11 protein-coding genes and 2 rRNA genes are annotated in these 23,897 nt (G+C 63.7%); 11 read left to right on the forward strand and 2 right to left on the reverse strand.

Going from position 1 to position 23,897, the window contains the following annotated elements; translation table 11 throughout:
* Window positions 1-5 precede the first annotated feature (5 nt).
* Window positions 6-539, reverse strand: coding sequence for a hypothetical protein (locus tag N2K95_RS02440; RefSeq protein ID WP_260652761.1), 534 nt, complete (start codon window positions 537-539; stop codon window positions 6-8).
* 256 nt (window positions 540-795) lie between these two features.
* Here N2K95_RS02440 and N2K95_RS02445 point away from each other — a divergent pair, with 256 nt between their 5' ends.
* The 6 genes from N2K95_RS02445 to glgX all read left to right on the forward strand — a co-directional run bounded on the left by N2K95_RS02445 (window position 796) and on the right by glgX (window position 7,357).
* A complete protein-coding gene (locus tag N2K95_RS02445) occupies window positions 796-1,278 on the forward strand; it encodes a CarD family transcriptional regulator (protein ID WP_066300159.1) in 483 nt (160 codons plus the stop codon).
* Between the two features lie 87 nt (window positions 1,279-1,365).
* Window positions 1,366-2,121, forward strand: a complete 756-nt coding sequence (gene ispD, locus N2K95_RS02450) for a 2-C-methyl-D-erythritol 4-phosphate cytidylyltransferase (protein WP_260652762.1) — start codon at window positions 1,366-1,368, stop codon at window positions 2,119-2,121.
* 1 nt (window position 2,122) lies between these two features.
* Entirely contained in the window at window positions 2,123-2,632 is a 510-nt protein-coding gene (gene ispF, locus N2K95_RS02455) for a 2-C-methyl-D-erythritol 2,4-cyclodiphosphate synthase (RefSeq protein WP_260652763.1), read from the forward strand.
* A 29-nt stretch (window positions 2,633-2,661) separates the two neighbouring features.
* On the forward strand, window positions 2,662-4,086 hold the full coding sequence (cysS, locus tag N2K95_RS02460; protein ID WP_260652764.1) for a cysteine--tRNA ligase: 1,425 nt from the start codon (window positions 2,662-2,664) through the stop codon (window positions 4,084-4,086).
* Window positions 4,087-4,167: 81 nt separating this feature from the next.
* Entirely contained in the window at window positions 4,168-5,172 is a 1,005-nt protein-coding gene (gene rlmB / locus N2K95_RS02465; protein WP_255793573.1) for a 23S rRNA (guanosine(2251)-2'-O)-methyltransferase RlmB, read from the forward strand.
* Between the two features lie 64 nt (window positions 5,173-5,236).
* Window positions 5,237-7,357 (forward strand): glycogen debranching protein GlgX, encoded by a 2,121-nt coding sequence (glgX, locus tag N2K95_RS02470; RefSeq protein ID WP_407080132.1) that lies wholly within the window; start codon window positions 5,237-5,239, stop codon window positions 7,355-7,357.
* Between the two features lie 273 nt (window positions 7,358-7,630).
* Here the strand turns inward: glgX and glgP are convergent, their stop codons facing one another.
* Window positions 7,631-10,255: an alpha-glucan family phosphorylase gene (gene glgP / locus N2K95_RS02475; RefSeq protein ID WP_260652766.1), complete on the reverse strand. Its 2,625-nt coding sequence runs from the start codon at window positions 10,253-10,255 to the stop codon at window positions 7,631-7,633.
* A gap of 168 nt (window positions 10,256-10,423) precedes the next feature.
* Here glgP and N2K95_RS02480 point away from each other — a divergent pair, with 168 nt between their 5' ends.
* The 5 genes from N2K95_RS02480 (at window position 10,424) to N2K95_RS02500 (ending at window position 23,652) form a co-directional block, all read left to right on the forward strand.
* Entirely contained in the window at window positions 10,424-12,475 is a 2,052-nt protein-coding gene (locus tag N2K95_RS02480) for an alpha-1,4-glucan--maltose-1-phosphate maltosyltransferase (protein ID WP_255793570.1), read from the forward strand.
* A complete protein-coding gene (gene treS / locus N2K95_RS02485) occupies window positions 12,475-14,244 on the forward strand; it encodes a maltose alpha-D-glucosyltransferase (RefSeq protein WP_255793569.1) in 1,770 nt (589 codons plus the stop codon). The genes N2K95_RS02480 and treS overlap by 1 nt, the downstream gene beginning before the upstream one ends.
* Entirely contained in the window at window positions 14,241-17,966 is a 3,726-nt protein-coding gene (gene glgB, locus N2K95_RS02490; RefSeq protein WP_260652767.1) for a 1,4-alpha-glucan branching protein GlgB, read from the forward strand. The genes treS and glgB overlap by 4 nt, the downstream gene beginning before the upstream one ends.
* A 495-nt stretch (window positions 17,967-18,461) precedes the next feature.
* Window positions 18,462-19,989 (forward strand): 16S ribosomal RNA (locus tag N2K95_RS02495).
* Window positions 19,990-20,518: 529 nt separating this feature from the next.
* A 23S ribosomal RNA gene (locus N2K95_RS02500) occupies window positions 20,519-23,652 on the forward strand.
* The 16S and 23S rRNA genes sit together here, the layout of an rRNA operon.
* Window positions 23,653-23,897 lie beyond the last annotated feature (245 nt).

Here is a 23,897-nt window from a genome sequence, read left to right on the forward strand (position 1 = left end):
GGGTGTTAGTGACCCTCGGTCTCGCCGGACGGTTCCTCCGTCGGACGCGGCGTGTACTCCGACTCGGCGGGCAGGTACGGGCGGTAGTCCGGCTGATCGCCGTTGACCACCGGGATGTTCAATGTGGTGGTGTCGTCGTTGACCGTCAGCTCCGTATTGATGCCGGTGCCTGCGTCGACCTCTACCTCGGGGACGTAGACCTGGGCCTCGGCCTCGTCTTCGAAGACAACCTTGTCTCCGGCCTCGAGCTCGAAGGGCAGGGAAGCGCCGCCAACGGCAAGGGTGAACTTCTGCGTCTCAGCGCCGTCATTGATGACGGTGCCGATCAGCCGGCCGGGTTCGCCGGAGCCGTTGCTGACCACCAGGATGTTGCGCAGCTGCAGGTCGCCGACGTTCTCCAGGATTCCGTCGGACGGGGAGTACTCGATAGTGGTTGCCTGCTCGTTCACAGCGCTGCAGCCTGCCGTGCCCAGCATGGCCAGCGCGATGACACCGGCCGCAGCGGTGCGCCGGACCCGGTTCTTGGGTGTGAATCTCACAGCACAAACTCCTGAAGTATTGCGGTCTACCGACCTAAGGCTATCTTTGCTGCCTAGCCTATCCGCAAAACACTGAAAAACAGGATTTGACGGCTGCTGCGGACGGCTCTGCCGGGGCGGCACGGAACGGCTTCGACTACCCGCGAAAGGCGGAATACTACCTACAACGGTGCCCATGCAGTACCTGACCTGCGCAAACTCTACTCGGCGTGTCGCATCTCTGATAAACTGAGCCCCGGGAAAGGGGAAAGACCACATGGTTTTTGAGGTTGGCGAAACAGTTGTTTATCCTCACCACGGTGCCGCGAAGATCGAAGAGATCAAGATGCGAACCATCAAGGGCGAAGAGAAAATGTATCTCAAGCTTAAGGTGGCCCAGGGTGATCTGACCATAGAAGTACCGGCTGAGAACGTCGACCTCGTTGGGGTGCGCGATGTAGTGGGCAAGGAAGGCCTGGAGCACGTCTTTGACGTCCTGCGCGCCGAGCTCACTGAAGAGCCCACTAACTGGTCGCGCCGTTACAAGGCGAACCTGGAAAAGCTCGCGTCCGGTGATGTCGTGAAGGTAGCGGAGGTCGTCCGCGATCTCTGGCGCCGCGACCATGACCGCGGGCTGTCCGCCGGCGAGAAGCGAATGCTCGCCAAGGCACGCCAGATCCTCATTTCGGAACTGGCGCTTGCTGAGAAAACGGATGAAGACCAGGCCGCAGCCGTGCTCGACGAAGTCCTCGCGAGCTAGGCAGCTACGTCACTTCCTGCGATTGCCGGTCCTTCGGGGCCGGCAATCGCTGTTTAAGCACCGGTGCGCTGGCATTAGGGTGGAACGGTGTCCCCTTCCTCTTCCCGCCCGCCCCGGATCGGCGTCGTCGTAGTAGCCGGAGGATCCGGTCAACGGCTCGGCTACGGCATGCCCAAGGCCCAGGTGCCGGTTGCCGGTGAACCAATGCTCCTCCATGCCCTGCGCGCCGTCCGGGCCGCGGACATCGCCGCCGCCGTCGCGGTTGCCGTGCCGGCCGGCGACACCGTAATGCGCAGCATCTGCGCCGGGTTCCCGGGGAATGTCCGGGCGGTCGACGGCGGCGCCACCCGGTCCGACTCCGTCCGGGCCGCGCTTCAGGTGCTGCCCGCGGACCTGGACGCTGTGCTGGTCCACGATGCCGCCCGTGCGCTCACCCCGCCGGAGGTCTTCCACCGCGTGGCCGCCGCGCTGGCCGCCGGTGCTGCCGCCGTCATCCCCGCCGTGCCCGTGGTGGACACGGTGAAGGACACGGCTCCCGTGCCCGCCCCGAAAGCAGCCGCCGCACGGGTTGTCACCGGGACCCCCGACCGTTCCCGGCTGCGCGCCGTTCAGACCCCGCAGGGTTTCGACGCCGCCCTGCTGCGCCGGGCCCATGAGGCGGCCCTTTCCTTCGATGCCGACACTGCGGCCGCGGTCACCGACGACGCCATGCTGGTGGAGTCCCTGGGCACCGAGGTCTACGTGGTTGAAGGCTCACAGCTGTCCCTGAAAATCACCACCCCGCTGGACCTGGTGCTCGCAGAAGCGATCCTGGCCGGCGGGCACCACCGCCAGGAGAACTGACATGGCCCTGCCCCGTACCGGAATCGGCGTGGACGTCCACGCCTTCGCGCCCGACGACGCCCCGCGCCAGCTCTGGGTGGCCGGGCTGCACTGGGAGGGCGAACGCGGCCTGGCCGGCCACTCCGACGGCGACCCCGTGGCCCACGCCGCCGCCGACGCGCTCTTTTCCGCGGCCGGCCTGGGGGATCTCGGCACCCATTTCGGCACCGACCGGCCGGAATACGCCGGCGCTGCCGGGACGGTGCTGCTGCGGGAAGCGGCACGGATTGTGCGGGCGGCCGGCTTCGAGATCGGCAACGTCGCCGTCCAGCTGATCGGCAACCGGCCCAAGTTCAGTCCCCGCCGGGCGGAGGCCGAAGCGGTCCTGAGCGCGGCCGCCGGTGCACCGGTCAGCGTTTCGGCCACCACCACCGATTCCCTGGGCTTCACCGGCCGCGGGGAGGGAATCGCGGCGGTGGCCACCGCCGTCGTCGCGGCCACTGAAGCCCCCGCCGGGGCCGCCGCTGACTGAGGGCCCGCCGTTTCGGCTAGCCTAGAGCAGTGAGCTTGAGATTCTATGACACGGCAACAGCGCAGGTCCGGGACTTCGTTCCCCTGGTGGAAGGCAAGGCCAGCCTCTACTACTGCGGCGCCACCGTGCAGGGGCTGCCGCACGTAGGGCACGTCCGCTCGGCCATTGCTTTCGACCAGCTCACCCGCTGGCTGCGTTACCGCGGGCTGCAGGTCACTGTGGTGCGCAATGTGACGGATATTGACGACAAGATCCTGGCCAAGGCAGCCGATTCCGTGGGCGCCGAACCCGCTCCCGGCGTCGTGCCGGATGAGCCGTGGTGGGCGCTGGCCTACCGCTTTGAGCAGGAATTCGCCAAGGCGTATGACACCCTCGGTGTCCAGCGGCCTACCTACGAACCGCGCGCCACTGGGCACATCCCGGAAATGCACGCGCTGATCGCCGCCCTGATCGAGCGCGGGCACGCCTATCCCGCCCTGGATGATTCCGGCGACGTGTACTTCGACGTGCGCTCCTGGCAGAAGTACGGTTCGCTGACCCGCCAGAACATCGACGACATGCAGGCAGCGCCCGACGCCGGCCCGCGCGGCAAGCGCGATCCGCGGGACTTCGCGCTGTGGAAGGGACACAAGGAAGGCGAGCCGGACACCGCGTCCTGGGACAGCCCCTGGGGCAGGGGACGTCCCGGCTGGCACCTGGAATGCTCCGCCATGGTCACCAAATACCTCGGCACCGAGTTCGACATCCACGGCGGCGGGCTGGACCTGCGGTTCCCGCACCATGAGAACGAGATGGCGCAGTCCCAGGCAGCCGGCCACGGGTTCGCGAACTTCTGGATGCACAACGGCATGGTCACCTTCGAGGGCGAGAAGATGTCCAAGTCCATCGGTAACACCATCAGCCCGACCGAAATGCTGGAGCAGGCCAGCCCCCGGGTGGTCCGGTACTACCTGGGCCAGGCCCACTACCGGTCCGTGCTGGACTACCGGCCCACCTCCCTGCAGGAGGCCGCTTCCGCCGTCGAGCGCATTGACGGGTTTATCACCAAGGCCGCTGCCAAGGCCGACGCCGCGCCCGCCGCGGTTCCGGATGCCTTCGCCGCAGCGATGGACGATGACCTGAACGTTCCGCAGGCGCTGGCCGTGCTGCATGACACCGTGCGTGCCGGCAATACTGCCCTGGCCGCCGGCGACGGCGCGGCGGTGGAACGCGCCCTGGGCGAGGTGCGGGCCATGACCTCCGTTTTGGGACTGGATGACACCGCCGACGCCGCTGCCGCGGCGGGTCCCGCCGACGCCGCGCTGGAGTCGCTGGTCCAGGACCGCCTTGCCGAGCGGAAGGCCGCGCGGGCCGCAAAGGACTGGGCCCGGGCTGACGCCATCCGCGACGCGCTGGCTGCCGCCGGCATCACCGTGGAGGACGGCGCCGACGGCGTGACGTGGAGCGTCGCCTGACTCCAGCGGCACTGTCCACCAACCGGTCCGCGGACTGCGTAAACTGGAAGAGAATGCTTTCTTCTAGTAAAGGTGTAACCGATGGCCAACAATGGACGTCCCGGCGCAATGCGCAAAGCCAAGAAGGGCCCCAGCGGCGGTACCGGCGGGCTCGGCCGCAAGGCCCTCGAGGGTAAGGGCCCCACACCCAAGGCTGAAGAGCGCCCCTATCACAAGGCGTTCAAGAGCAAGCAGCTCGCTGAGCGCTCCGCCGCCAAACGCGGCGACCCCAAGCGCGGCGATGCCCGCGCCGGCGGCCGCAGCGGCACCAACGTCCGCGGCAAGGTTGCCGAAGAGGTTGTCACCGGCCGCAACTCCGTGGTCGAGGCGCTGCGCGCCGGCATCCCTGCCAAGGCACTGCACATTGCCGTCCGCATCGACATGGATGACCGTGTCCGTGAATCCCTGAAGATCGCGGCCGAGCGCGGTCTGCCGGTGATGGAAACGCACAAGCCCGAACTGGACCGCATGACCAACGAGGCCGTGCACCAGGGCCTGGTCCTGCAGATCCCGCCGTACGAGTACGCCGATCCCACGGATCTGGCCTCGGAGACGCTGGAAGCCTGGAAGAAGGGCCACGTCCGCAACGCGCCGCTCTTCGTCGCGCTGGACGGCATCACCGACCCGCGTAACCTCGGCGCGATCATCCGGTCCGCCTCGGCCTTCAGCGCCCACGGCGTCATCGTCCCGGAACGCCGCGCAGTGGGCGTCACCGCCTCCGCCTGGAAGACCAGCGCCGGCGCAGCTGTGCGCGTTCCCGTGGCCCGTGCGGGCAACCTGAACAACACGCTGAAGACGTTCAAGAAGATGGGCATCTTTGTCCTCGGCCTGGACGGCGACGGCGATGTCTCGCTTCCGGCCATCGTGCTGGCCAAGGAACCGATCTGCATCGTGGTGGGATCCGAGGGCAAGGGCCTGTCCCGCCTGGTCCGCGAGAACTGCGACCAGATCGTCTCCATTCCCATCGACTCCGCCATGGAGTCGCTTAACGCTTCCATGGCCGTCGGCATTACCCTGTACGAGATCTCCCGGCAGCGCTCCGCCTAGTTCCGGGCCGGAGCCAACGGCCGCAAAAGGGCAGTACCGGCAGCAAAGGGCATGGATGGCACACATGATCACCGGAACCACCGCGGGCAGCGCCTCAAAGCGGGACTCGCGGCCCTTACCCCTGGGCGTCCGGCACACCGTTCCCGGTGTTCCGGACGTCCCGGATGCCGTCAACGTGTCCGTGTACGCCCCGGGGGTGGCCGCCCTCGACGTTTACTACGAAACGGCGCCCGGTATTTGGGCCTTGGCCTCGTTGACGGACACCGTGCTGGGCATCCACCACGGCCGGATCTTTGGCCTGCCGCACGGGGGCCGTTACGGCTTCTGGCCGCGGGGCCGGGAGCTTCCCGCCGATCCGGGCGGCTTCCAGCTGCTGCTGGACCCCTACGGGCGGGGCGTTGAAGAAGTCGAGGGGCCGGACAACAGTCCGCTCTATTTCTCGGTGTACACGGGCGCGGATTTTGACTGGGGCACCACCCGCCGGCCGCATACCCCGTGGCGGGACACCGTCATCTACGAAGCCCACGTCCGGGGCCAGACCATGCTGCATCCCGGGATCCCCGAAGAGCTCCGCGGAACCTATGCCGGCATGGGCCATCCGGTGATGGTCCAGTATCTGCGGGACCTCGGCATCACCGCCGTGGAGCTGCTGCCAGTGCATTTCCACACCGATGAACTGCATCTGCAGAACCTGGGGCTGGCCAATTACTGGGGTTACAACACCCTCGCGTTCTTCGCGCCGCACAACGGCTACGCCACCCGGGCCGCGCGGGAAGCCGGCGCGCAGGCGGTGCAGGACGAAGTCAAAGCCATGGTGAAGTCCCTCCACGAGGCCGGCATTGAAGTCCTGCTGGACGTGGTCTACAACCACACCGCAGAGGGGAAGGCCGACCAGCCCGCACTGAGCTGGCGCGGGCTGGGGGACGAGACCTACTACCGTCATGGTCCGGACGGCGCCTACCTGGACACAACGGGATGCGGCAACACCCTGGATTTCAGTGAACCCCGGGTCATCCAGATGGCCCTGGATTCCCTGCGCTACTGGGTGCAGGAATTCCAGGTGGACGGCTTCCGCTTTGACCTGGCACCCACGCTCTGCCGCGACGCCGACGGCAGGTTCGACCCGCGGCACCCCTTCCTCGTGGCCGTTGCGGCGGATGCCGTCCTGCAGGACGTAAAACTCATCTCCGAACCGTGGGATGTAGGCCACGATGGCTGGCAGACCGGCCGGTTCCCGCAGGGCTGGGCGGACTGGAACGACCATTTCCGCGACATTGCCCGGGATTTCTGGCTCCGCGGGCAGGCGGACAACACCGCCGGACGGGAAGGCGGCTCCATCGCCCGGCTCGCCGGTGCCCTGGCCGGTTCGGCCGAGCTGTTCGCCGACTCCGGCCGGACGCCGCTGGCATCGATCAACTTCATCACCGCCCATGACGGGTTTACGCTCTCCGACCTGACGGCGTTTGAGCGCAAGCACAACGAGGCCAACGGTGAAGAAAACCGGGACGGTTCAGGGGAAAACCGCAGCTATAACCACGGCATCGAGGGACCCACGGATGATGAACGGATCAACGCTGCCCGGGCACTGACCGCCCGGAACCTGATGGCCACGCTCGCGATGTCCCTCGGCGTGCCGATGCTGACGGCCGGAGACGAAATCGGGCGGAGTCAGCGCGGCAACAACAACGCATACTGCCAGGACACCGAGCTTTCCTGGCTGCATTGGAACCTCGACGACGCCGCCCGCCAAATGCTGTCCACCACCCGCGAGCTGCTGCGGCTGCGCCGGGAATACCTGGCCAGCCAGCCGTACCGTTTCCCGGCCGACCGGCGGCAGTCCTTCCTGCTGTGGTTCGATCCGGAGGGCAAGCCCATGACTCCGGAACAGTGGGGCGATCCCGCAAACCGCGTGGTGCAGGTCCTGACCGGCTCCGGCACCGGTTCCGTCAACGGACTGCTCGTCCTGAACGGCAGCCGGTCCGACGTCGAGATCCGCCTTCCGGACGCACCGGCTGTCCTCGGTGCGGCTTCCGATACCGGCCACGCTTTAGGGGACACTGCCGTTCCCGGCGAATCCTACGAACTCGTCTTCTCGACGGCTTCTCCGGAGAACGGGGTCCGTCTCCTGTCCCCTGGGGACACGGACACCGTCCCTGCCAACTCCATCAGCCTCTACCGCGCCTAGCAACGACATTCAGGCGCTCCCAAGGCAACGGGCACTCCTACCCGTCCCGATCCCTCCCGCGAGGCGACGACGGCATACATGCCCAACATGCCGCCCGGGACGCCGATTAGGTGACGAGGTCCCGAGCCTGCTCCGGACGTTCCGGGTTAGGCGGCTTTAATAATCTCCGCGAGCTCTGCGAGCGGGGATTTTCGTTGCCGCCGTTCCGGAACGCCCGGCGCGCGGCCTGGAGCACGAGGCGCAGCTACGCCACATGCAGCAGGCACCGCATGATCAGGCGTTGACGACGAGCCCCAGTTCAGCCTTCGACGCCAGCCCCGAATGCGTCGGCAGCACCCGGACGGTGTAGCCAAACGGTCCGGCCTGCTCAATCCGGATGGTCCCGCGGAACAGATGGCGTCCGGAGCCCAGATCCTCCGCCGGGGCCAGCTCCTGGATGCGGTGCTCGCTGATCTTGTCGTTCTCGGTCACCATGCCGTAGGCAGCTTCCACGCTGACGTCCTCCGGCCGCAGGGAGCCGAGGGAGACGTAGGCCTGGACCGTGAGGCTGTCGCCGATCTGCGGGTTCTCGCTAACGCCCACGGAATCAACGTTCTCCACCTGCACCGTGGACCAGCCGTCCCGGACCTTCGCGATCCACAGGGCGAGGTCCTTTGCCGCTGTGTAGCCGTCTGCCGCCATGTACCGGCCGGAGGAGCTGGCTGGCCGATACAGCCGGTTGACGTAGTCCTTGAGCATCCGCGAGGCGGACACATTCGGGCCCAGGTCCGCCAGCGTGTGCTTGACCATTTCCAGCCACTCGTGCGGCAGCGAATCAGTGGGCGGATCCGAGGGTCCGGCGGCTCCGGCATCGGCCGGCGGCTCCGTTCCGTAGAACATCGGTCCCACGGAATTTTCCAGCAGGTCGTACAGTGCGGCTGCCTCAATGTCGTCCCGCTGGTCCGCGTTGTAGACCTCGCGGGTCCGGGTGCCCTTGGTGGGGTTGGCGGAGGGGATGGCCCATCCGTTGTTGCCGTCGTACATCTCGTCCCACCATCCGTCGAGGATGGAGAGGTTCAGCCCGCCGTTGATGGCCGACTTCATGCCGGAGGTGCCCGAGGCTTCCAGCGGACGCAGCGGATTGTTCAGCCATACATCGCACCCGGGGAAGAGGGTCTGAGCCATCGCAATGTCGTAGTTGGGCAGGAACACGATCCGGTGCCGGACCTCAGGGTCGTCGGTGAAGCGCACCAGGTCCTGAATCATTTTCTTGCCCTGCTCGTCGGCAGGATGGGACTTGCCGGCCACTACCACCTGGATGGGGTGGGTGGGGTGCAGCAGCAGTGCCTTGAGCCGGTCCGGATCCCGCAGCATCAGGGTCAGCCGCTTGTAGGTGGGCACCCGCCGGGCAAAGCCGATGGTCAGCACGTCCGGATCCAGCACGTTCTCCGTCCACGCGAGCTCGGCATCCGATGCACCGCGCCGGCGCCAGGCGCGCTTCACGCGGCGCCGGACGTCCTGGACCAGGTTGCTGCGCAGCTTCCTCCGCAGGTCCCAGAGGTCCTTGTCGTCAATCTCGTAGGCCCTGCCCCAGTCGCGGTCGTGCACGGTGGCGACGCCGAACTTTTCGCTGGCGAGGGCAGTGACCTCCGGGTCGATCCAGGTGGGGACATGGACGCCGTTGGTGACGGAGGTGATCGGAACTTCGGAGTTGTCGAAGCCCGGCCACAGGCCGGAGAACATCTCCCGGGACACTTCCCCGTGCAGCTTGGCCACGCCGTTGGCCCGCTGCGCCAGGCGCAGGCCCATCACGGCCATGTTGAATTTGGTCGAGTCTCCGCCCTCGTAGTTCTCCACCCCGAGGGACAGGATCTTGTCGGTGGGGACCGACTGTGCGAGGCCGGCCGTGAAGAAGTGGCGGATCTGGGTCTGTTCGAACCGGTCAATGCCGGCCGGAACCGGGGTGTGCGTGGTGAAGACGGTCGAGGCGCGGGAGACGGTCAGCGCTTCCTCCCAGGTCATGCCCTGGTCCATCAGTTCGCGGATCCGCTCCACACCCAGGAAACCGGCGTGGCCCTCGTTGCTGTGGAAGACCTCGGCTGCAGGGGCACCGGTGAGCCGCTGGTGCACACGGAGGGCCTTGACGCCGCCCATGCCCAGGAGCAGTTCCTGCTGCAGCCTGTGGTCCCCGCCGCCTCCGTACAGGCGGTCGGTGATGCCGCGGGCGGCGTCGTCGTTTCCGATGACGTCCGAGTCCAGCAGCAGCAGGGGCACGCGTCCGACGTCGGCGCGCCAGATCTGCGCCGAAAGGTGACGGTTGTCCGGCAACGGCAGGGTGATTCTTGCGGGGGTGCCGTCTTCTTCGCGCAGCAGGGTCAGCGGCAGGCCGTTGGGGTCCAGCACGGGGTAGGTCTCCAGCTGCCACCCGTCGCGGGAAAGGGCCTGCTTGAAGTAGCCGGCCTTGTACAGCAGTCCCACGGCCACGAGGGGTACGCCGAGGTCGGAAGCTGCTTTCAAATGGTCACCGGCGAGGATGCCCAAACCGCCGGAGTACTGCGGCAGCACGGCGCTGATGCCGTACTCGGGGGAGAAGTAGGCAATCGACGTAGGGGCGTCTTCACCCAGTCCCTGGTACCAGCGTGGTTCGTTGAGGTATCTGTCCAGATCGGCGCCCAGATCGGAGATCACCGAGACCAGGTGCTCATCCTGTGCAATGCTCTCGAGCTTCTCCCGGCTTACGGTGCCCAGGAGCTTCACCGGGTCACCGCCGCTGGCCCGCCAGGCCGCGGGATCCAGGCTCTCAAACAACCGAAGTGTGGGCTGATGCCACGACCACCGGAGGTTCGATGCCAGCCGGCCCAAAGGGGCAATGCTGGAGGGGAGGACAGTACGGACGGTAAATCTACGAATTGCCTTCACCCCGGTCACGCTAGCGCACTTGGCGGCTCAGAAACGGAAATGACGGACAATTACCCGAGTAAATATCGGGCATCTTGAAAACCCGGCCAAACAGTGGCCGGCCGGAGGTGATTCCGTAAAAGTACGTTGCCTTAGCATTCTGCCCAAATTCTCGATAACGTCTAGTCTGTGACCACATCCAGCGCGTTGACACCAGAAGACCTGCCCTCGAAGGATCTCCGGTTTGGCCGGATCCCCATCACCAACGTTTCCCCCGTAGTGGAGTACGGGAGATTCCCCGCGAAAGCCGTACCCGGAGAGGACCTCGTCATCGGGGCCACAGTGTTCCGCGAGGGACATGACCTGGTAGGGGCCAGTGCCGTTCTCTACGACCCGGAGGGCGCCGTCGTCGCCCGCAGCCGGATGCACCCGGTGGGTCTGGGACTCGACCGGTGGGAAGGCATGCTGCGTCCTGTTGGGACGGGCCACTGGAGCTTCGCCGTGGAGGGGTGGGCCGACGTCTACGCCACCTGGCACCACAACGCAGAAGTGAAGATTGCCGCCGGCGTCGACGTCGAACTGATGCTCACCGAAGGCCACCAGCTCTTCAGCTTCGCAGCCGCCGAACGCAGCGGAGCCGACGCCGAGGTCTTCCGCGCCGCCGCAGCAGCGCTCGCAGACACCGGCCTCCCGGTGGAGGAACGCCTCGCTGCCGCCGGCACCGAAGCCGTGACGGCCATCCTGGACCGCGATCCGATCCGCGACCTGGTCACCAGCTCGGACCGCTTCCCCCTCCTGGTGGAGCGGGAGCTGGCCGGCCGCGGCGCCTGGTACGAATTCTTCCCGCGCTCCGAGGGTGCCGAATTGAACCCCTCCACCCGCGAGTGGACCTCCGGAACGTTCCGGACCGCAGCCCGGAGCCTGCAGCGCGTGGCGGACATGCAGTTCGACGTCATCTACCTGCCGCCCATCCATCCGATCGGCACCACGCACCGCAAGGGTCCGAACAACACCCTGGTCGCCGGTCCGCAGGATCCCGGCTCCCCCTGGGCCATCGGGGCGGCCGAAGGCGGACACGACGCCATCCACCCCGATCTGGGGACGTTCGAGGACTTTGACGCGTTCGTCGACAGTGCCCGGGGCCTGGGCCTGGAGGTCGCCATCGACCTGGCCCTGCAGGCCTCCCCGGACCATCCCTGGGTGACCAGCCACCCGGAATGGTTCACCACGCGTGTTGACGGCACCATCGCCTACGCCGAGAACCCGCCGAAGAAGTACCAGGACATCTACCCCCTGAACTTCGACAATGACTATGAAGGCCTGTCGCAGGAGATCCTGCGCATTGTGCGCCTGTGGATCAGCCACGGCGTCCGCATCTTCCGGGTGGACAACCCGCACACCAAACCGCTGCGGTTCTGGGAATGGTTGATCGGCACGGTCAACGAAGAGCACCCGGACGTCATCTTCCTGGCCGAGGCGTTCACGCGCCCGCCCATGATGCATGCCCTCGCCAAGGCAGGGTTCCAGCAGTCCTACAGCTACTTCACCTGGCGGAACACCCGCGAGGAGATCGAGGAGTACTTCACCGAGGTCTCCCATGAGTCCTCGGCGTTCTTCCGCCCGAACTTCTTCGTCAACACCCCGGACATCCTCACCGAATTCCTGCAGTTCGGCGGTCCCGGTGCCTTCAAGATCCGCGCCGTACTGGCTGCCACCGGCAGCCCGCTCTGGGGTGTCTACGCCGGCTACGAGCTGTTCGAGCACGTGGCCCGGCCCGGCGCCGAAGAGTACATCGACAACGAAAAGTTCGAGTACAAGCAGCGGGACTTCGCCGCAGCGGAAGCAGAAGGCCGCAGCCTCGCCCCCTATATCACCCGGCTGAATGAAATCCGCCGCAACCATCCCGCTTTGGGGGACCTCGAAAACCTCACGGTGCACTCCAGTACCGACGAGTCCACAGTGGTCTACTCCAAGCACAAACAGACCCGCCCCGGCGATCCGTCCAGCAAGGACACACTCATTATTGTGGTTAACGTGGACCCCCACAGCGCCCGCGAATCCACTGTCACGCTCGACCTCGATGCGCTTCACCTCGCCCCGCAGGATCTGAACGAAGACGGCACCTTCTGGGTGGATGACCTCATCAGCGGCCAGAGCTGGCGCTGGGGAGCCCACAACTACGTCCGTCTGGACGCCCACTTTGAACCCGCGCACATCCTGTCAGTTCGGAGGAACTCCTAGTGCCCAACCCGTTTCAACTGCATGCTCCCGGCTTGACCAATGACCCGCATTGGTACCGCAAAGCCGTTTTCTACGAGGTCCTGGTCCGCGGCTTCGCCGACGCCAACGGGGACGGATCAGGTGACTTCAGCGGCCTGATCGAAAAGCTGGACTATTTGCAGTGGCTGGGCATCGACTGCCTGTGGCTGCCGCCGTTCTTCAAGTCGCCCCTGCGCGACGGCGGTTATGACATCTCCGACTACTACGATGTCCTCGACGAATTCGGCACCATCAGCGACTTCAAGCGCCTGGTTGCCGAAGCACACGCCCGCGGCCTGCGCGTCATCATCGACCTTCCGCTGAACCACACCTCGGACAAGCACCCGTGGTTCGAAGAGTCCCGCAGCGACCCGGACGGCCCCTACGGAGACTTCTACGTCTGGTCCGACACGGATGAGAAGTATGAAGACGCCCGGATCATCTTCGTGGACACCGAGGAATCGAACTGGACCTTCGACCCGGTCCGCCGGCAGTTCTTCTGGCACCGGTTCTTCAGCCACCAGCCGGACCTGAACTTCGAGAACCCCAAGGTCATCGAGGCGATCTTCGACGTCGTCCGCTTCTGGCTGGACCAGGGCATCGACGGCTTCCGGGCCGACGCCATCCCGTACCTCTTCGAAGAGGACGGCACGAACTGCGAAAACCTGCCGGCCACCCACCGGTTCCTCAAGGACCTGCGCACCATGGTCGACGAGAACTACCCGGGCCGCGTGATCATCGCCGAGGCAAACCAGATGCCGCACGAAGTCGTGGAGTACTTCGGCGACGAAACCGGCGACGAATGCCACATGTGCTTCCACTTCCCGATCATGCCGCGCCTGTTCTACGCGCTGCGGGACCAGAAGGCCGCGCCGATCATCCAGACCATGGAAGAGACGCCCGCGATCCCGGCCGGCGCCCAGTGGGGCACGTTCCTGCGCAACCATGACGAGCTGACGCTGGAAATGGTCACCAATGAAGAGCGCCAGGCCATGCTCGGCTGGTACGCCCCGGATTCCCGCATGCGGGCCAACATCGGCATCCGCCGCCGGCTGGCTCCGCTGCTGGACAATTCGCGGTCGGAAATCGAGCTGATCCACGCGATGCTGCTGGCCCTGCCGGGCAGCCCGTTCCTGTACTACGGCGATGAGCTGGGCATGGGGGACAACATCTGGCTGGAAGACCGTGATTCCTCCCGCACACCCATGCAGTGGAATCCGGACCGCAACGCCGGTTTCTCCACCGCCGATCCCGGCAAGCTGTACCTGCCGGTGGTGCAGTCGCTGGTGTACCACTACAACCACGTCAACGTGGAAGCCCAGCTCGCCAGCTCGAGTTCGCTGCTGCACTGGATCCGGCAGATGATCATGGTCCGCCGCGCCCACCCCGCCTTCGGCCTGGGTTCCTACCGCAACGTGCCGACCGACGCCGAAGCCGCCCTGGCCTTTGTGCGCGAGCTGCCGGACAACAACCCGGAGGGCGAGGTGGGCGAGACAGTGCTGTGTATCTTCAACCTCTCCCAGCACCCCATCTCCGCGTCCATGAAGCTGCCGGAGTTCGCCAACCGCGGACTGCGGGACGCTTTCGGCGGCACCCTCTTCCCGACCATCGGAGAAGACGGCGCCCTGACGCTGACCCTGGGCAGCCACGACTTCTACTGGCTGCGCCTGCGGTCGGCGAAGTCTGACACTTCCTCGCCGCAGACCGAAGCCATTCCCGTGATTCCGATCTCGGAGGCGGCACGGAGATGAGCCTGTTGACGCCGTCCCTGCCCGAAATCCTGACCGCATGGCTGCCCGAACAACGCTGGTTCCCTGCGAAGGGCCGCGAAGTCCTGCTGGACAGGGTCGGCGGAATCCGGCTTGAGGATCCCGCCGGCGAGGTCGGGCTGGAAGTCCACCTCATCGCCGTCGTCTCCGGAGACCGCCGGGACGTCATCAGCGTTCCGGTCAGCTACCGGACGGTCCCGGCGCCCGAGCTGGAGGCCTCGCTGCTGGGCCGTGCCCAGCATGAGGACCTGGGGGAGCGGTGGCTTTACGACGCCACGGCCGACCCGGTCTTCGTCACCGCGTGGCTGGAGCTGATGCGGTCCCAGGCTTCGTCCCTGGACGGGCACACGCACGGTTTTGCCCAGGACGGCTTCGCCGACTGGGAGCCGTTCCGGGCGCCGCTGCCCACCAAGGCCCTGAAGGGCGAACAGTCCAACACCTCCGTGGTTGTGCAGGCCCCGGAGGCACCGCTGATCGTGAAGTTCTACCGCGTGGTGGCTGCCGGCGAGAGCCCGGACGTGGAGGTCAGCGCACGGCTGACCGAAGTAGGGTCGGTGGACGTACCGGCGACCTACGGCTGGGTAACCGGCTCCTGGACGGACCCTGCGGACGAGTCCGGGGAGAACCTGCTGACGGGGCACCTGTCCGTGCTGCGGGAATTCTTCCCGGGCAGTGAAGATGCCTGGCGGACCGCGTCCTCGGCCGCGCTTGCCGGCCGGGATTTCACCGCGGAGGCCGAGGAGCTCGGTGCCGCCACCGGCCGCATCCACCAGCAGCTGGCGGCTGCCTTCGGCACCCGGCCGCCCAGCGCTGCGGAACGTGCGGAGTTCCTTGAGTCCCTCAGTTCCCGGATCCGTTGGGCGTGGGCGGAAGCAGGGGACGTCGTCGGGCCTTTCGATGATGCTGTGGAGTACCTGCTGGAGCAGGTCCGCAGCCTCCAGGCACTGCCCAACCTGCAGCGCATTCACGCGGACTACCACCTCGGCCAGGTCCTGCGCGTTCCGGACCGGGGCTGGATTGTCCTTGACTTCGAGGGTGAACCGCTGCGGCCTGCCTCCGAACGCAGCGTCCCCGACGCGCCGCTGCGCGACGTCGTCGGCATGCTGCGGTCCATCGACTACGCCGCAGGTGTCGCGATGATCGACGGCGCGGCCGGCGAGGGTGAGTCCGAAGAGGCCGTCCGGCAGCGCAGCGAATCCGCTCGCCGGTGGGCGGCTGCCGCAGCCGATGCGTTCCTCCGGGGGTACGAGAAGGAAACCGGTACCACCATCAACCGCAGCGACCCCCTGTTCCTGGCCCTGTGGCTGGACAAGGCGCTGTACGAAGTTGTCTACGAGATGAGAAACCGTCCGCGCTGGATCAGCGTGCCCGCTGCCGCCGTCCGGTTCATTCTGACGAAGGCCGACGAAGCAGCGCGCCAGGACGGCAGCAAGGAAGAGAGCACAGTGAATAAGCCACGCAAGTCGCGGTCTACATCCGCAACCGCAGAGCCCCAGGTGCCCGACGTTCCCGTCTCCACCGATCCGATCCCCGTTCCCGAGGACGTACTGCAGGCCGTTTCCGAGGGCAGTTACTACCAGCCCCATGCGGTCCTCGGCGCACATCTGGACGAGTCCGGAACCGTCGTTACCATTCGGACCCTGCGCCCGCTGGCGCGGGAAGTCGTGGCGGTGACCTCCGGGAGCCGTGTACCGCTGCAGCACGAGTACAACGGCATCTGGGTGGGCACCCTGCCCGCTCAGACTGCGGGCGCCGTTCCGGACTACCGCGTGGAGGTGACGTACGACGACGGGGAGCCCCAGCTCTTCGATGATCCGTACCGCTTCCTTCCGTCCCTCGGCGACGTGGACCTGCACCTGATCGGTGAGGGCCGGCACGAAAACCTGTGGACGGTCCTTGGCGCCAACCTCCACCATTACGACTCGGTGCTGGGCGACATTTCCGGCGTCAGTTTCGCCGTCTGGGCTCCCAATGCCCGCGCGGTGCGCGTCAAGGGTGATTTCAACGGCTGGAACGGCATCATCAACGCGATGCGCTCCCTCGGCAGCTCCGGCGTCTGGGAAATCTTCGTTCCCGGCGTCGAACCCGGTGCCCGCTATAAGTACGAAATCCTGGGCAGCGACAGTGTCTGGCGGGAGAAGGCCGACCCGATGGCCAAGGGCACCGAGGTGCCTCCACTGACCGGTTCACGCGTGGTCGAGTCCACCTACGAATTCGGCGATGCCGAATGGATGGAAACCCGGGCCGCGCGGGATCCGCACAATTCACCGATGAGCGTGTACGAGGTCCACCTGGGCTCCTGGCGGCTTGGCCTGAACTACCGCGAAATGGCGGATCAGCTGGCCGAGTACGTGCAGTGGCAGGGCTTCACCCACGTGGAACTGATGCCCGTAGCCGAGCATCCGTTCGGCGGGTCCTGGGGTTACCAGGTCACCTCCTACTTTGCCCCCACCGCGCGGTTCGGGCACCCGGACGAATTCCGCTACCTCGTGGACCGGCTGCACCAGGCCGGCATCGGCGTCATTCTGGACTGGGTACCGGCTCACTTCCCGAAGGACCCGTGGGCGTTGGCGAACTTCGACGGCCAGACCCTCTATGAGCACGGCGACCCGTTCCGCGGGGAGCAGCTTGACTGGGGAACGCTGGTCTTCGACTTCGGCCGCCGTGAAGTACGGAACTTCCTCGTGGCCAACGCGATTTACTGGCTGGAAGAATTCCACGTCGACGGGCTCCGCGTGGATGCCGTCGCGTCCATGCTGTACCTGGACTACTCGCGTCCGGAAGGCCAGTGGACCCCCAACATCTACGGCGGTCGGGAGAACCTCGAGGCGATCTCCTTCCTGCAGGAAGTCAACGCGACTGCCTACAAGCGGGTGCCCGGCATCGTGATGATCGCCGAGGAATCCACCGCATTCCCCGGCGTCACCCGTCCCACCAGCTCCGGCGGTCTCGGCTTCGGGCTCAAGTGGAACATGGGCTGGATGCACGACACCCTCCAATACATGTCCGAAGACCCGATCAACCGCGTGTACCACCACGCCCAGCTGACCTTCTCCCTGGTCTACGCGTACACGGAGAACTTCCTGCTGCCGATCAGCCATGACGAAGTAGTGCATGGCAAGGGCTCCCTGCTGCGCAAGATGCCCGGTGACCGGTGGCAGCAGTTGGCCAACCTGCGTGCCTACCTGGCCTTCCAGTGGGCTCATCCGGGCAAGCAGCTCATCTTCATGGGCACCGAGTTCGGCCAGGAAGCGGAGTGGTCCGAGCAGTACGGACTGGATTGGTACCTGACCGACACCCCGCAGCATAAGGGTGTCCAGCTCATGGTGAAGCAGCTCAACGAGATCTACCGCAACACGCCGGCGCTGTCCGCCCGGGACAACGAGCCCGCAGGCTTCCAGTGGATCAATGAGAACGACGGCGCACTCAACGTCCTCTCCTTCATCCGCTGGGACCACCAGGGCAATCCGGTGGTGTGCATTGCGAACTTCGCCGGCGCCCCGCGCCAGGACTTCCGGCTGGGTATGCCGTGGGCCGGGGAATGGGTGGAGGCGCTGAACACCGACGCCGCCGAGTTCGGCGGATCCGGCGTCGGGAACATGGGAGTTGTCCAGGCCGTGGAGGGCGCCTGCAACGGCCAGCCCGCCTCGGCCACGCTCACGGTTCCGCCGCTGGGTGTGCTGTACCTAGTCCCCAAGCCGTAGGTGCAGTTGGCGGCCCGGACTCCCGCGGGGGAGTCCGGGCCGCACCTGTGTGCGCAGTCCCCGAAAGTCGTGCTAGAGTTAATACCCGCGCTGATCGAGGGAATCGCGATCTTGGACTTTGATCCAGGAGGCCGGATCCCTCGGGTTTCAACCAACAGTCGTGAGTCCGGGAACTTTGGTTCCCACCGGTTCGCCGGAAGGGCAAACGGCCGGTTTGACACCCACCGGACAGCGTGGCTAAGATAGAAAAGTTGCTCCGGAGCGACGCAGAGCTTGATCCCCTTGAGGATCGCCTGCCGGTGCCGGAAGCAGTCTGTTGTTTGAGAACTCAATAGTGTGCCAAGTTTATTGATACCAATTTATTTATATTGATTGGTTGAACAGGCCGTTTCCGCCCACCCCGTGGGTATTGGGACGGTTTTTTTAGCCGGTTTCGAATTTAGTGCAGGACGGTCGACCAATTTTCCTTGGTCCCCGGTCTGTGTCTGTAACACATTTACGGAGAGTTTGATCCTGGCTCAGGATGAACGCTGGCGGCGTGCTTAACACATGCAAGTCGAACGATGACTTCTGTGCTTGCACAGAATGATTAGTGGCGAACGGGTGAGTAACACGTGAGTAACCTGCCCCTGACTTCGGGATAAGCCTGGGAAACCGGGTCTAATACCGGATACAACGGACCACCGCATGGCGGTCCGTGGAAAGCTTTATGCGGTTTTGGATGGACTCGCGGCCTATCAGCTTGTTGGTTGGGGTAATGGCCCACCAAGGCGACGACGGGTAGCCGGCCTGAGAGGGTGACCGGCCACACTGGGACTGAGACACGGCCCAGACTCCTACGGGAGGCAGCAGTGGGGAATATTGCACAATGGGCGGAAGCCTGATGCAGCGACGCCGCGTGAGGGACGAATGCCTTCGGGTTGTAAACCTCTTTCAGCAGGGAAGAAGCGAAAGTGACGGTACCTGCAGAAGAAGCGCCGGCTAACTACGTGCCAGCAGCCGCGGTAATACGTAGGGCGCAAGCGTTATCCGGAATTATTGGGCGTAAAGAGCTCGTAGGCGGTTTGTCGCGTCTGCTGTGAAAGCCCGGGGCTCAACCCCGGGTCTGCAGTGGGTACGGGCAGACTAGAGTGATGTAGGGGAGACTGGAATTCCTGGTGTAGCGGTGAAATGCGCAGATATCAGGAGGAACACCGATGGCGAAGGCAGGTCTCTGGGCATTAACTGACGCTGAGGAGCGAAAGCATGGGGAGCGAACAGGATTAGATACCCTGGTAGTCCATGCCGTAAACGTTGGGCACTAGGTGTGGGGGACATTCCACGTTTTCCGCGCCGTAGCTAACGCATTAAGTGCCCCGCCTGGGGAGTACGGCCGCAAGGCTAAAACTCAAAGGAATTGACGGGGGCCCGCACAAGCGGCGGAGCATGCGGATTAATTCGATGCAACGCGAAGAACCTTACCAAGGCTTGACATGAACCGGAAAGGCCTGGAAACAGGTCCCCCACTTGTGGCCGGTTTACAGGTGGTGCATGGTTGTCGTCAGCTCGTGTCGTGAGATGTTGGGTTAAGTCCCGCAACGAGCGCAACCCTCGTTCTATGTTGCCAGCGCGTTATGGCGGGGACTCATAGGAGACTGCCGGGGTCAACTCGGAGGAAGGTGGGGACGACGTCAAATCATCATGCCCCTTATGTCTTGGGCTTCACGCATGCTACAATGGCCGGTACAAAGGGTTGCGATACTGTGAGGTGGAGCTAATCCCAAAAAGCCGGTCTCAGTTCGGATTGAGGTCTGCAACTCGACCTCATGAAGTTGGAGTCGCTAGTAATCGCAGATCAGCAACGCTGCGGTGAATACGTTCCCGGGCCTTGTACACACCGCCCGTCAAGTCACGAAAGTTGGTAACACCCGAAGCCGGTGGCCTAACCCCTTGTGGGAGGGAGCCGTCGAAGGTGGGACCGGCGATTGGGACTAAGTCGTAACAAGGTAGCCGTACCGGAAGGTGCGGCTGGATCACCTCCTTTCTAAGGAGCACCTCGAAGACCATGTCCTTCCACAGTGTCGGATGTGTGCTTCGCAGGAGATGCCCATATCGGAGACATATGTTCTCCGGTGGGTGCTCAAGGGTGGAATATCAATGGATAGGCGCCGGCATGCCGGCTGCACGGGTCAGTACGTTCCCTCCTTCGGGAGGGTTCCTGGAACACCTGCTGCAGTCCTGGTTAGGCCGGTTCGTCGTTTGGCACACTGTTGGGTCCTGAAGCAACAGGCACCCGTGATGCTCTCCTTGTCAAAGGGGGGAGGGTCTGCGGGTTGACTGGTTGTTTCTGTTTGTTCCTGCGCAGGCCGGAACCGCACATGTGACACCCCTTGCGGGGTGGTTCGGTGCGGGGAAGGGTGTGACGGGGTTGTTGTTTGAGAACTACATAGTGGACGCGAGCATCTTAAAATATTAAGTGCAATTTCAGAAAAACCTGGTGGATCCGGGTGCCCCTCAAAGGGTGCCTGGGGAGACCGTGGTTTTCTCGATAGCGATAATAAATTGATCTTTGTGGTCAAGTTTTTAAGGGCACACGGTGGATGCCTTGGCATCAGGAGCCGAAGAAGGACGTAGGAATCTGCGATAAGCCTGGGGGAGTTGATAACCGAACTTTGATCCCAGGATGTCCGAATGGGGAAACCCCGCCCGGCGCGCGAGTGACCGGGTGACCCGCATCTGAACACATAGGGTGCGTGGAGGGAACGTGGGGAAGTGAAACATCTCAGTACCCACAGGAAGAGAAAACAACAGTGATTCCGTTAGTAGTGGCGAGCGAACGCGGAAGAGGCTAAACCAGTGGTGTGTGATAGCCGGCGGGCGTTGCATCACTGGGGTTGCGGGACTTTCCGTACCGATTCTGCCGGATCGGTGAAGTGAGTGCAGGTGCATAGGTGAACCGGTTTGAAAGCCGGGCCGTAGAGGGTGTTAGCCCCGTAACCGGAATGTATGCTGCCGCTTGGAGAGGATCCCAAGTAGCACGGGGCCCGAGAAATCCCGTGCGAATCTGCCAGGACCACCTGGTAAGCCTAAATACTCCCTGATGACCGATAGCGGACAAGTACCGTGAGGGAAAGGTGAAAAGTACCCCGGGAGGGGAGTGAAATAGTACCTGAAACCGTGTGCCTACAAACCGTTGGAGCAGCCTTGTAGCTGTGACAGCGTGCCTTTTGAAGAATGAGCCTGCGAGTTAGTGTTACGTCGCGAGGTTAACCCGTGAGGGGAAGCCGTAGCGAAAGCGAGTCTGAATAGGGCGATGCAGTGGCGTGATCTAGACCCGAAGCGGAGTGATCTACCCATGGCCAGGTTGAAGCGACGGTAAGACGTCGTGGAGGACCGAACCCACTTCAGTTGAAAATGGAGGGGATGAGCTGTGGGTAGGGGTGAAAGGCCAATCAAACTCCGTGATAGCTGGTTCTCCCCGAAATGCATTTAGGTGCAGCGTTGCGTGTTTCTTACCGGAGGTAGAGCTACTGGATGGCTAATGGGCCCTACAAGGTTACTGACGTCAGCCAAACTCCGAATGCCGGTAAGTGAGAGCGCAGCAGTGAGACTGTGGGGGATAAGCTTCATAGTCGAGAGGGAAACAGCCCAGACCACCAACTAAGGCCCCTAAGCGTGTGCTAAGTGGGAAAGGATGTGGAGTTGCCCAGACAACCAGGAGGTTGGCTTAGAAGCAGCCACCCTTGAAAGAGTGCGTAATAGCTCACTGGTCAAGTGATTCCGCGCCGACAATGTAGCGGGGCTCAAGTACACCGCCGAAGTTGTGGATTTCAGATATAGATAAGCCTTCGTGGTTCAGTCGTCTGGAGTGGTAGGGGAGCGTCGTGTGGGCAGTGAAGCTGCGGTGTAAACCAGTGGTGGAGCCTACACGAGTGAGAATGCAGGCATGAGTAGCGAAAGACGGGTGAGAAACCCGTCCGCCGAATGATCAAGGGTTCCAGGGTCAAGCTAATCTGCCCTGGGTAAGTCGGGACCTAAGGCGAGGCCGACAGGCGTAGTCGATGGACAACGGGTTGATATTCCCGTACCGGCGAAGAACCGCCCATACCAAGCAGGGGACACTAACCGTCCGGAGCCTGCCCGATCACCCTTGTGGTGTGAGGGTTTTGGCCGAGCACGGGACCTGATCCTGGGAGGTAAGCGTATTAACAGGTGTGACGCAGGAAGGTAGCCGGGCCAGGCGATGGTAGACCTGGTCTAAGGACGTAGGGTCCGTGATAGGTAAATCCGTCACGGTGTCTTGGATGACGAACCTGAGATCCGACGGGACCCCCTCACGGGGGGATCCGGTGATCCTATGCTGCCTAGAAAAGCATCGGCGCGAGGTTCCAGCCGCCCGTACCCCAAACCGACACAGGTGATCAGGTAGAGAATACTAAGGCGATCGAGAGAATTATGGTTAAGGAACTCGGCAAAATGCCCCCGTAACTTCGGGAGAAGGGGGGCCCCAACCTTGATGGACACTTGCTGTCCGGAGGGGATCGGGGCCGCAGAGACCAGGGGGAAGCGACTGTTTACTAAAAACACAGGTCCGTGCGAAGTCGCAAGACGATGTATACGGACTGACTCCTGCCCGGTGCTGGAAGGTTAAGAGGACCGGTTAGCCCTTACGGGCGAAGCTGGGAATTTAAGCCCCAGTAAACGGCGGTGGTAACTATAACCATCCTAAGGTAGCGAAATTCCTTGTCGGGTAAGTTCCGACCTGCACGAATGGAGTAACGACTTCCCCGCTGTCTCAACCATAAACTCGGCGAAATTGCAGTACGAGTAAAGATGCTCGTTACGCGCAGCAGGACGGAAAGACCCCGAGACCTTTACTATAGTTTGGTATTGGTGTTCGGTGTGGCTTGTGTAGGATAGGTGGGAGACTGTGAGACCCGGACGCCAGTTCGGGTGGAGTCATCGTTGAAATACCACTCTGGTCATACTGGATATCTAACTTCGGCCCGTAATCCGGGTCAGGGACAGTGCCTGATGGGTAGTTTAACTGGGGCGGTTGCCTCCTAAAGAGTAACGGAGGCGCCCAAAGGTTCCCTCAGCCTGGTTGGCAATCAGGTGTCGAGTGTAAGTGCACAAGGGAGCTTGACTGTGAGAGAGACATCTCGAGCAGGGACGAAAGTCGGGACTAGTGATCCGGCGGTACATTGTGGAATGGCCGTCGCTCAACGGATAAAAGGTACCTCGGGGATAACAGGCTGATCTTGCCCAAGAGTCCATATCGACGGCATGGTTTGGCACCTCGATGTCGGCTCGTCGCATCCTGGGGCTGGAGTAGGTCCCAAGGGTTGGGCTGTTCGCCCATTAAAGCGGTACGCGAGCTGGGTTTAGAACGTCGTGAGACAGTTCGGTCCCTATCCGCTGCGCGCGCAGGAAATTTGAGAAGGGCTGTCCTTAGTACGAGAGGACCGGGACGGACGAACCTCTGGTGTGTCAGTTGTACTGCCAAGTGCACCGCTGATTAGCTACGTTCGGATGGGATAACCGCTGAAAGCATCTAAGCGGGAAGCCCGCTTCGAGATGAGATTTCCATACACCTTGTGTGTGAGAGGCCCCCAGCCAGACCACTGGGTTGATAGGCCGGATGTGGAAGCGGGGACTAAAGACCCGTGAAGCTGACCGGTACTAATAGGCCGATAACTTACACCACACCAGCACCTGGACGGACACGACTTCAAACGGTCCGTCAAAGTATAAAGGGTGTTGTAGATCATGCTGCTTGCGTCCACTATGTGGTTCCCGGACAACAACCCGTTGGTTGCTGTGCCTGGAACACGAACTCCTTACCCCTTGTCCGGGGGAGGGTTCACAATTTACCGCACTGCCGGCACCCCACTTTATTGTGGTGGTTCCGGGACGTGTTGTAACCATTGTTTTCCCCACGCATGCCCTGTT

The organism is Arthrobacter zhaoxinii (assembly GCF_025244925.1).
Lineage (GTDB): Bacteria > Actinomycetota > Actinomycetes > Actinomycetales > Micrococcaceae > Arthrobacter_B > Arthrobacter_B zhaoxinii.